This window comes from Pseudomonas sp. SWRI154 (assembly GCF_014268645.1).
Classification (GTDB): domain Bacteria; phylum Pseudomonadota; class Gammaproteobacteria; order Pseudomonadales; family Pseudomonadaceae; genus Aquipseudomonas; species Aquipseudomonas marvdashtae.
On record NZ_JABWQW010000031.1, the window covers coordinates 64,237 to 74,349 of the forward strand.

A 10,113-nucleotide genomic window follows, 5' to 3' on the forward strand; every position below is an offset into this window, starting at 1 on the left:
GCCCTCTGGATTTGCCTGACACACCGCAAGGGGACGCTGCGCGTCCAGCGGGAGCAAGCTCCCTCGCCACGATAGAATGCAGTGGCTCTCTAAAGCGGCAAATGCCGACTCAACAACGCCCGCAACGCCGCCGGCTTGACCGGTTTGGCCAGGTAATCCAGGCCTGCCGCATGCACCTGCGCCACCGTCTCGGGCCGGCCGTCGGCACTGATCACCACCCCCGGCACCGGTTCGCCCATGCGCGTGCGCAGCCAGGCCATCAGCTCGGTACCGGTCTCGCCGTCGTCCAGATGAAAATCCACCAGCGCCAATTGCGGACGGATCCCCTGGGCAAGCCAGCGTTCGCATTCTTCGCGGTTGCGCGCCGTCCGTACCTGGCAGCCCCAGCGGGTCAGCAGGCTGTTCATTCCGATCAGGATGCTGTCTTCGTTATCGACACACAGCACCTGTGCGCCACTGGGCAACTGGCCGTTGGGTTCGGGCGCGATGTGGGGCTCGATGGCTTGGGTTCGGGCTAACGGCACGCTGACGCTGAACACACTGCCGCGCCCCGGCCAGGAGCGGACCCGTAACGAGTGGCTGAGCACGCGGCACAGCCCGTCGGCAATTGCCAGGCCCAGGCCCAACCCTTTCTCGGCGCGGGTCTGATGGCTGTCGAGGCGTTTGAATTCTTCGAAGATGACCTGCAGTTTGTCTTCGGCAATGCCCGGCCCGCGATCCCAGACCTCCAGGCACAGCTCGCCGTCGCGGCGGCGTACGCCCAGCAGCACCGGTCCCTTGGCGTAGCGGAAGGCGTTGGTGAGGAAGTTCTGCAGGACACGGCGTAGCAACTTGATGTCGCTGTCTACCCGCAGGCGTGAACCGCGAACCCGGAATTTAAGGCCTTGCTCGCGCGCCAGCACCGTGAACTCGGCGCCGAGGGTGTCGAACAGGTCGTTGAGGGCGAACGGTTTGCGATCAGGGTTGATCTTGCCGTTTTCCAGTCGGGAGATGTCCAGCAGGTCGGTGATCAGATCTTCGGCTGAGCGCAACGAACTGTCCAAATGTTGCACCAATTGCTGGGCTTCGCTCGGCAAGCCTTCGTGCTGATGGGACAGCGCCGCGGAGAACAGGCGCGCGGCGTTGAGGGGTTGCATCAGGTCATGGCTGACGGCGGCGAGGAAGCGGGTCTTGGATTGATAGGCCGCTTCGGCCGTGCCTTTGGCGTCGGTCAGCGCCAGGTTCAGTTGCGACAGCTCGCGGGTACGTTCGGCGACCCGCTGCTCGAGCCCTTCGTTGGCGTCGGTCAAGGCTTTTTCAGCTTCGCGGAACGCGGTGATGTCGGTAAAACTCATGACAAATCCGCCACCGGGCATCGGGTTGCCGATCAACTCGATCACCCGGCCGTTGGGAAACAGCCGTTCCGAGGTGTGCGCGCGTCCCTGGCGCATCCAGTGCAGGCGCCGCGCAACATGGACTTCCGCCTCGCCAGGACCGCAAAGGCCGCGCTCGGCGTTGTAGCGGATGATGTCGGCAATCGGCCGGCCGACACTGATAAGGCCGTCGGGATAATTGAACAGCTCCAGATAGCGACGGTTCCACGCCACCAGCCTGAGGGACTGGTCCACCACGCTGATGCCCTGCGTGATGTTTTCGATCGCGCCTTGCAGCAGCGCGCGGTTGAATTGCAACACCTCGGACGCTTCGTCGGCGATCCGCACGACGTCTTCCAGTTGCATCTCGCGGCCTTCGATCGCCGCTTTCACCACCGCCCGCGTCGAAGAAGCCCCCAGCACACCGGCCAGCAGGCGCTCGGTGTGGGCGATCCATTCGCTGTCGGCGTTCTGGCTCGGGTTGAAGCCTTTGCCTTGGCGATAGGCGAACCGGATAAAGCTCTGGCGCGCCCGTTCTTCGCCGACGAAGCGAGCAGCCAGTTGCAACAGGTCATCGATTTGCACCGCCAGCATCGAGCGCGGGTTGGGGCGAGCGTTGATCTCCTGGCCGATAAACCGTCCGGCCTGCCAATGTTCCGACACGCGAGTGCGCGACAACACCGAGACCCAGGCGAACAGAATGAAGTTGCCGGCCAGCGACAAGACCACGCCTTGCGTCAATGGGGTGATCGGCAGGTCCAGTGGATTGCCGTGCAGCCAGGCCAGGCCGGGGAAACTGCCCAGCGACCAGCCCAGGCTGTGGGCGGCGATCGGCAGCACCAGTGTGTAGAACCAAAGGAAAATCCCGGTGGCGAGGCCGGCGAACACACCGCGTCGGTTCGCCTGCTTCCAGTACAGCGCACCGAGCATGGCGGGCGCCAGTTGCGTCACGGCGGCGAAGGCGATCTGGCCGATGGTCGCCAGGCTCGCCGTCGAACCGAGCAGCCGATAGCTGACGTAGGCCAGCAGCAGGATCACGACAATACTTACCCGACGTACCGACAGCATCCACTGGCGGAACACTTCGAAAGGCCGCTCGGCGTTGTTGTGGCGCAACAGCCAGGGCAGGAGCATGTCGTTGGAAACCATGGTCGACAGGGCGACGCTCGCGACGATGACCATGCCGGTGGCGGCCGAGGCGCCGCCGATGAATGCCAGTACCGCCAGGGCAGGATGAGCCTGGGCCAGTGGCAGGCTGATGACGAACGAATCCGGCAGCACCGAGCTGGGCAGCAGCATTTGTCCGGCAAGTGCGATCGGCACCACGAATAGCGCGGCCAGGGCCAGGTAGGCGGGAAATACCCACTTGGCCAGGCGCAGGTCCTGAGGGTCGATGTTTTCCACCACGGTGACGTGGAATTGCCGGGGCAGGCAAATGATCGCCATCATCGCCACCCCTGTTTGCACCACCATGGATGGCCAGTTGATGGTTTCTTTCCAGTATTGCTCCAGGCGAGGCGCGAGCATCGCCTGGTTGAACAGATCGTCGAAGCCGTCATAGAGGCCATACGTAACGAACGCGCCAACCGCCAGGAAGGCGAACAGCTTGACCAGCGATTCGAAGGCAATCGCCAGCACCATGCCGCGGTGGTGTTCGGTGGCATCCAGGTTACGCGTGCCGAACACGATGGTGAACAGCGCCAGGATCAGCGAAACGATCAGCGCCGTGTCCTGGGCACGGGTGCCCATTGCATCGGCACCCGCGCCGATCAGCAGGTTCACTCCAAGCACGATGCCCTTGAGTTGCAAGGCAATGTAGGGCAATACGCCGACCAGGCAGATCAGCGCGACCACAATTGCCAGTGACTGGGATTTGCCATAGCGGGCGGCGATGAAGTCGGCGATGGAGGTGATGTTCTCCTGCTTGCTGATCATCACCATTTTCTGCAGGACCCACGGCGCACACACCAGCAGCAGGATTGGCCCGAGGTAGATCGGCAGGAATGACCAGAGCTGTTCGGCGGCCTGGCCCACGGCGCCAAAAAACGTCCAGCTGGTGCAATACACCGCCAGCGACAAGCTATAGACCCAGGCCCGCACGCGAGGTGGCAACGGCGTGCTGCGCCGATCACCGTAGAAGGCGATGGCAAACATGATGGCCATATAGGCCAGGGCAACGATGGCGATCAGCCCGCTGGACAGCGACATGGAAACTCCCAGACAAATACGCCCGGGCTTGAGCCCGGCACAACAGTCTCGCATGCCCGCTCGGGTTCGTCAGTGTCGACCAAGGTCGGGGCGTGTGGCTAGTCTTGGTGCCCAAGCCTTTTCACGGACGTCCTCTTGAAAATCATTCGCAGCAAATCCATTTCTACGCATCCGTGGGTACCGAGCATGTGGCCAGACCTATGGGCGAAGCGAGAATTCTGGTAATCGAGACTGAGGGCAGCGTTTGAGGTGTTATCTGGTGAATAGATAACCCATAGAGAAATTACCCGTTATATAGATATTCTTTTCGGATCTAGCATGGCCTCACCTCGTCCGAGGAGAGGAAATGACCATGACGTGCCGTGCCGAAAAATATCCCTTGCGACCCCTTAGCCACCTGCCCAGGCCATTGGAGGTGATTCGACAATTCACCCCGAACTGGTTTGCCGCGACCATGGGCACCGGGGTGCTGGCCCTGGCCCTGACGCAACTGCCAGGGCCCAACCCCGGTTTGCACGCGCTGGCCGAAGGGCTGTGGTTGTTCAATATTCTGCTCTTCGTTTTGTTCGCGGGACTTTACGCCGCTCGCTGGGTGCTTTTCTTCGACGAGGCCCGGCGGATTTTCGGACATTCAACCGTGTCGATGTTCTTCGGCACCATTCCCATGGGGCTGGCGACGATCATCAATGGTTTCCTGGTGTTCGGCGTGCCGCGTTGGGGCGAGGGTGTGCTGCCGTTGATCGAGGTGTTGTGGTGGGTCGACGTGGCGATGTCGCTGGCCTGCGGCGTGCTGATTCCGTTCCTGATGTTTACCCGCCAGGAACACCGCATCGACCAGATGACTGCCGTGTGGCTGCTGCCCGTAGTCGCCGCCGAAGTGGCTGCTGCCAGCGGCGGGCTGTTGGCGCCGCACCTCGCCGAGGTTCATTCACAACTGGTCATGCTGGTGACCAGCTACGTGCTTTGGGCCTTTTCCCTGCCGGTGGCGTTCAGCATCCTGACCATTCTGCTGTTGCGCATGGCCTTGCACAAACTGCCCCACGAGAACATGGCCGCTTCGAGCTGGCTGGCCCTCGGCCCCATCGGGACCGGCGCCCTGGGCATGTTGCTGCTGGGGGGCGACGCGCCGATTATTTTCGCCGCCAATGGCCTGCCGGGCGTGGGCGAGGTCGCCTCAGGGCTAGGATTGGTTGCCGGCGTCACCCTGTGGGGCTTCGGTTTCTGGTGGATGTCGATGGCGCTGCTGATCACCGCGCGCTACTTGCGCGAGGGCATCCCGTTCAATCTCGGCTGGTGGGGCTTTACCTTTCCGCTGGGCGTATTCGCCCTGACGACGCTGAAGCTGGCGAGCCTGCTCGGCCTGGTTTTTTTCAGTATGTTCGGTTGTGCGCTGGTGGCGCTGCTGGCGGTGATGTGGCTGATCGTTGGCTGGCGCACGTTACTGGGCGCCTGGCACGGTGAGTTGTTTGTGTCGCCCTGCATTGCGGGGCTGGCGAAATAATCGTCAAAGACAGGTAATGTGTGGCCTGGATCGAAAAAGCGTCATTCCAATAAGCGTCCACGCCACTCAGGAACATGGAAGATGAGTCACCCTTCGCAGTTCACCTTGCTTCGCACGCGGCGCTTCCTGCCGTTTTTCATCACGCAGTCCCTCGGGGCGTTCAACGACAATATTTTCAAGCAGTCGCTGATCCTCGCCATCCTCTACAAGCTGACCATCGAGGGCGATCGCTCGATCTGGGTCAACCTTTGCGCGCTGCTGTTCATCCTGCCGTTCTTCCTGTTTTCGGCGTTGGCGGGTCAATTCGGAGAAAAGTTTGCCAAGGACGCGCTGATTCGCCTGATCAAACTCGGCGAAATCGCGATCATGGCGGTCGGCGCGTTGGGTTTCCTGTTCGATCATTTGTGGCTGATGCTGGTGGCGCTGTTTGCCATGGGCACGCATTCGGCGCTGTTTGGGCCGGTGAAATATTCGATCCTGCCGCAAGCATTGCGCGAGGATGAACTGGTCGGCGGCAATGGCCTGGTGGAAATGGGCACGTTCCTGGCGATTCTTGCGGGCACCATCGGCGCGGGGATCATGATGTCGTCGGCGCACTACGCGCCGGTGGTGTCGGTGGCCATCGTCGCCATCGCCGTGGCCGGTTACCTGGCCAGCCGCGCCATTCCACGGGCGGCGGCGGCCTCGCCGCAGATGCGCTTGAACTGGAACATCTTCAGCCAGTCGTGGGCAACGTTGAAGCTGGGCCTGGGACAGACCCCGGCGGTTTCCCGCTCCATTGTCGGCAACTCGTGGTTCTGGTTTGTCGGGGCGATCTACCTCACGCAGATTCCGGCTTACGCCAAGGAGTGGATGCACGGTGACGAAACCGTGGTGACCTTGATCCTTACCGTGTTTTCGGTGGGGATCGCCCTGGGTTCGATGCTCTGTGAAAAACTCTCGGGGCGCAAAGTGGAGATCGGCCTGGTGCCGTTCGGCTCCTTCGGATTGACCGTGTTCGGGCTGCTCTTGTGGTGGCATTCCGGTGCAATCCCCGACAGTGTCGATGGCCACGGCTGGCTGCAGATCCTGGGGTTCGGGCATGCCTGGCTGGTGCTGATCGACATTCTTGGCCTAGGGATTTTTGGCGGTTTCTACATCGTGCCGCTCTATGCCCTCATTCAGTCGCGTACCGTGGAGAACGAGCGGGCGCGGGTGATTGCCGCCAACAACATCCTCAACGCACTGTTCATGGTGGTCTCGGCGATCGTTTCCATCGTCTTGCTCAGCCTGGCCAAACTGTCGATCCCGCAGCTATTCCTGGTGGTGTCGCTGCTGAACATCGGCGTCAATGCCTACATCTTCAAGATCGTTCCCGAGTTCAGCATGCGTTTCATGATCTGGCTGCTGAGCCATTCCATGTACCGCGTGGAGCATCGCAACCTTGAAGCGATTCCTGATGAGGGCGCGGCGCTGTTGGTGTGCAATCACGTGTCCTTTGTCGATGCCTTGCTGATCGGCGGCGCGGTGCGTCGGCCGATTCGTTTTGTGATGTATTACAAGATCTACAACCTGCCGGTCCTGAACTTTATCTTTCGCACCGCGGGCACAATTCCGATCGCCGGGCGCCAGGAAGATATCCAGATCTATGAAAAGGCCTTCAGCCGAATCGCCCAGTACCTGAAGGACGGCGAGCTGGTGTGCATCTTTCCTGAAGGAAAATTGACCGCCAACGGTGAGATCAATGAGTTCAAGAGCGGCCTGACACGTATCCTCCAGGAAACCCCGGTGCCAGTGATTCCCTTGGCGTTGCAGGGCTTGTGGGGCAGCTTCTTCAGCCGCGATCCGGACAAGGGGCTTTTTCGCCGGTTCTGGTCGCGAGTGACCCTGGTGGCGGGTTCGGCGGTTGCGGTCGAGACAGCTGAGCCTGCGAAGTTGCAGGCGATGGTGGGAGAGCTGCGCGGCGCCGTCCGGTAACGCAAAACGATGCAGGAACCGGTAGGTCCGGCTCCTGCATTCGGTTCAGGTACTGACCTTGAGGCCGATCAGCCCGGCAATGATCAACGCCACGCTGGCCAACCGAATCAGCGCCATTGACTCGCCAAACAGAATGATCCCGGCGATCACCGTGCCCACGGCACCGACGCCGGTCCAGATTGCATAGGCGGTGCCCAGCGGCAGCTCTTTCATGGCAAGGCCCAGCAGGCCAAGGCTGATCACCATGGCCGCAACGGTCAATGCAGTGGGGAGAGGGCGGGAAAAACCGTCGGTGTATTTCAGGCCGACAGCCCAGCCGACTTCAAACAGGCCAGCGAAAAACAGAATGATCCAGGACATCACACACCTCATCGATGGATGGGGTCGTCCCCGGATAAAACGCTGTGCAGTTGCGGGGTCGTCCCCGCATTGGGCGAAGAATGCCCAATGCTGACTATTCGGTCAAGTCTTCCGGTCAGTCCGCCGCTTGGCGGGCAAGCAGCTCGCGGTCGTGCTTTTCACTCATGCGCCGGAAGTAGGTTGCCAACAACGCGCCGGAAATATTGTGCCAGACGCTGAACAGTGCACTGGGCACCGCCGCCAGCGGCGAAAAGTGCGCACTGGCCAGGGCCGCGCCGAGGCCGGAGTTCTGCATGCCCACCTCCAGCGACAAGGTTTTGCGCTGGGCCAGTGGCAATCCGAACAGGCGCCCGGTGAAATACCCCAGCAGGTAGCCGAAGCTGTTATGCAGCATCACTACTGCCATGATCAGCAGGCCGGATTCGGCGATCTTCGCCTGACTGGCCGCTACCACTGCAGCGACGATGATCACGATGCTCACCACCGACACCAACGGCAACACATCGACTGCGAGGCGAACCCGTTCACCCAGCAAACGTTGGGCGACGACGCCAAGGAAGATCGGCAACAAGACTATTTGCAATATCGACCAGAACAGCGCCGAGAACGACACCGGCAACCAGGCCGAGGCCAACAGCCAGATCAGCGCCGGGGTAATCACCGGGGCGATCAGGGTAGTGATGGCCGAAATCGACACGGCCAAGGCCAGGTCACCGCGACCCAGCCAGGTCATGACGTTGGAGGATGTGCCGCTCGGGCAGCAGCCAACGAGGATCACCCCCACGGCAATTTCCGGCGGCAGGCTGAATATCTGGCAAAGCAGCCACGCGGTGCCTGGCATGATCACGAATTGAGCAGCAACGCCCAGGGCGACGCGTCCCGGATGGCGGGCCACTTCGGCAAAATCCTCGGTCTTCAGGGCCAGGCCCATGCCAAACATCACCAGGCCAAGCAACGGCACAATGGCCACTTTCAGATCGACAAACCATTGCGGAAATAGAAACGCCACTATCGCAAACAGCAGTACCCAGTAAGCGAAGGTGTTGCCGACAAAACGACTCAATGCAACCAGTGCGCGCATGACCTGATCCTTATTATTAATTGCAGCACAACCCGACATGAAAGCGAGCCTGCTTAAGATAACGGATTGTCGGCCCACATTTCTGTGGATGATCGACCGTCATCGCGGGCGGGCTTGCTTTCAAAGAACAATTTCTGCCGTTAGATTCCCTGCGGAATCTCTTCACCGCCCAACGCTTCAACCAGCGCCGGCAGGAACTCACCGAATGTCAGCATCATCAGGGTGAAGCTGGCGTCCAACTGGCCCAAGGCTTCGTCGCCGCCGTCCTGTTCCGCCTGGTCCTGCAGCAAGTCCTCGAATTTCAGACGCTTGACTACCATTTTGTCGTCGAGCACGAAGGACAACTTGTCCTGCCAGGCCAGTGACAGCTGCGTCACGACCTTGCCAGTGCTCAGGTGTAGTTGGATTTCGTCGCTGGTCAGGTCCTGGCGCTTGCAACGAACGATGCCGCCGTCTTCATGGGTGTCGCGCAGTTCACATTCGTCCAGCACGAAGAAGTCGTCTGCGGCTTTTTGAGTCTTGACCCAGTCGGTCATGATCGCGGTCGGGGCCGTCTTCACGGTGAGCGGGCGTACCGGCAGCGTGCCGATGACTTCGCGCAGGGTGGAAAGCAGGTCCTCGGCGCGTTTCGGGCTGGCGGAGTTGACCAGGATCAGGCCCTGTTTCGGCGCGATGGCGGCGAACGTGGACGAGCGACGGATGAATGCACGAGGCAGGAACGCCTGGATGATTTCATCCTTGATCTGGTCCCGTTCCTTTTTATAGACCTTGCGCATTTGTTCGGCTTCGATCTCTTCGATCTTTTCCTTCACGGCGTCACGCACGACGCTGCCGGGCAGGATGCGTTCTTCCTTGCGCGCGGCGATCAGCAGGAAATCCTGGCTGACATGCACCAAGGGCGCGTCTTCGCCTTTACCGAAGGGCGCGACGAAACCGTAAGTGGTCAACTCCTGGCTTGCACATGGGCGTGCCAGTTTGGTCGCCAGTGCAGTTTCCAACGCCTCGGCATCAACAGGCAGATCTTGGGTCAGGCGATAGATAAGCAGGTTCTTGAACCACATGGGGTGAGTCTCTCCTTTATACAAAGGGGGGCATTATTCTCTTCGCGGCGCCATAGGCCAACCCTTAGCTAAGCCTTTGGAAGAGCTGAGAAAATTAATTTAAAAAGTGCTTGCCAGCTTAGGGAGTGCTCCGTAGAATGCGCGCCACACCGAAAGCGAAGGGTGATTAGCTCAGCTGGGAGAGCGTCTGCCTTACAAGCAGAATGTCGGCGGTTCGATCCCGTCATCACCCACCAAACTTTCAATGTTACGCGCAGCGGTAGTTCAGTCGGTTAGAATACCGGCCTGTCACGCCGGGGGTCGCGGGTTCGAGTCCCGTCCGCTGCGCCATATTCGGTGACCTGGAACACTGAACGCCAGGTCACCACAAGAAGCCCGCTAACGCGGGCTTTTTGCTGTTTGCAGTTTCCCCGCGGTACGCATGAATCATTTTTTTTGCTAATTTTTCAATTAAATCAGCACGTTATAAAAAACTGTGAGAGAATGCGGACCGCATCGAAAGTGAAGGGTGATTAGCTCAGCTGGGAGAGCGTCTGCCTTACAAGCAGAATGTCGGCGGTTCGATCCCGTCATCACCCACCAAACTTTCAATGT

At 60.4% G+C, this 10,113-nt stretch carries 6 protein-coding genes, 3 tRNA genes and 1 pseudogene; 6 read left to right on the plus strand and 4 right to left on the minus strand.

Features of this window, described 5'->3' with window-relative positions:
- Positions 1-89: 89 nt before the first annotated feature.
- Positions 90-3,560 (minus strand): hybrid sensor histidine kinase/response regulator, encoded by a 3,471-nt coding sequence (locus tag HU806_RS22450; protein ID WP_186614493.1) that lies wholly within the window; start codon positions 3,558-3,560, stop codon positions 90-92.
- A 161-nt stretch (positions 3,561-3,721) separates the two neighbouring features.
- On the opposite strand from HU806_RS22450, the pseudogene HU806_RS22455 reads away from it, so the two are divergent.
- The 3 genes and pseudogenes from HU806_RS22455 to HU806_RS22465 form a co-directional block, all read left to right on the plus strand.
- A pseudogene (locus tag HU806_RS22455) lies at positions 3,722-3,808 on the plus strand (cupin); the annotation flags it as partial.
- 104 nt (positions 3,809-3,912) lie between these two features.
- Positions 3,913-5,061 carry a TDT family transporter gene (locus tag HU806_RS22460; protein ID WP_186614511.1) on the plus strand — a complete coding sequence of 383 codons (1,149 nt, stop codon included), beginning with the start codon at positions 3,913-3,915 and terminating at the stop codon, positions 5,059-5,061.
- An 81-nt stretch (positions 5,062-5,142) separates the two neighbouring features.
- Complete coding sequence (locus tag HU806_RS22465) at positions 5,143-7,017, plus strand: MFS transporter (RefSeq protein WP_186614495.1); 1,875 nt, start codon at positions 5,143-5,145, stop codon at positions 7,015-7,017.
- Positions 7,018-7,062: 45 nt separating this feature from the next.
- Here HU806_RS22465 and sugE read toward each other — a convergent pair whose 3' ends face one another.
- From sugE to rdgC, 3 genes are all read right to left on the minus strand, one after another.
- Complete coding sequence (gene sugE, locus HU806_RS22470; RefSeq protein ID WP_186614497.1) at positions 7,063-7,377, minus strand: quaternary ammonium compound efflux SMR transporter SugE; 315 nt, start codon at positions 7,375-7,377, stop codon at positions 7,063-7,065.
- A gap of 115 nt (positions 7,378-7,492) precedes the next feature.
- On the minus strand, positions 7,493-8,458 hold the full coding sequence (locus HU806_RS22475) for a bile acid:sodium symporter family protein (protein ID WP_186614499.1): 966 nt from the start codon (positions 8,456-8,458) through the stop codon (positions 7,493-7,495).
- A 140-nt stretch (positions 8,459-8,598) separates the two neighbouring features.
- Positions 8,599-9,519: a recombination-associated protein RdgC gene (rdgC, locus tag HU806_RS22480; protein ID WP_186614501.1), complete on the minus strand. Its 921-nt coding sequence runs from the start codon at positions 9,517-9,519 to the stop codon at positions 8,599-8,601.
- Positions 9,520-9,679: 160 nt separating this feature from the next.
- On the opposite strand from rdgC, the gene HU806_RS22485 reads away from it, so the two are divergent.
- From HU806_RS22485 to HU806_RS22495, 3 genes are all read left to right on the plus strand, one after another.
- Positions 9,680-9,755, plus strand: a tRNA-Val gene (locus HU806_RS22485).
- Between the two features lie 17 nt (positions 9,756-9,772).
- Positions 9,773-9,849 (plus strand) — tRNA-Asp (locus tag HU806_RS22490).
- A gap of 176 nt (positions 9,850-10,025) precedes the next feature.
- Positions 10,026-10,101 (plus strand) — tRNA-Val (locus HU806_RS22495).
- The last annotated feature ends 12 nt before the right edge of the window (positions 10,102-10,113 follow it).

Coding starts and splice junctions, on each gene's coding strand:
- HU806_RS22450 (WP_186614493.1), bottom strand. CDS start 3,560: ATGTCGCTGTCCAGCGGGCTGATCGCCATCGTTGCCCTGGCCTATATG.
- HU806_RS22460 (WP_186614511.1), top strand. CDS start 3,913: ATGACGTGCCGTGCCGAAAAATATCCCTTGCGACCCCTTAGCCACCTG.
- HU806_RS22465 (WP_186614495.1), top strand. CDS start 5,143: ATGAGTCACCCTTCGCAGTTCACCTTGCTTCGCACGCGGCGCTTCCTG.
- sugE (WP_186614497.1), bottom strand. CDS start 7,377: ATGTCCTGGATCATTCTGTTTTTCGCTGGCCTGTTTGAAGTCGGCTGG.
- HU806_RS22475 (WP_186614499.1), bottom strand. CDS start 8,458: ATGCGCGCACTGGTTGCATTGAGTCGTTTTGTCGGCAACACCTTCGCT.
- rdgC (WP_186614501.1), bottom strand. CDS start 9,519: ATGTGGTTCAAGAACCTGCTTATCTATCGCCTGACCCAAGATCTGCCT.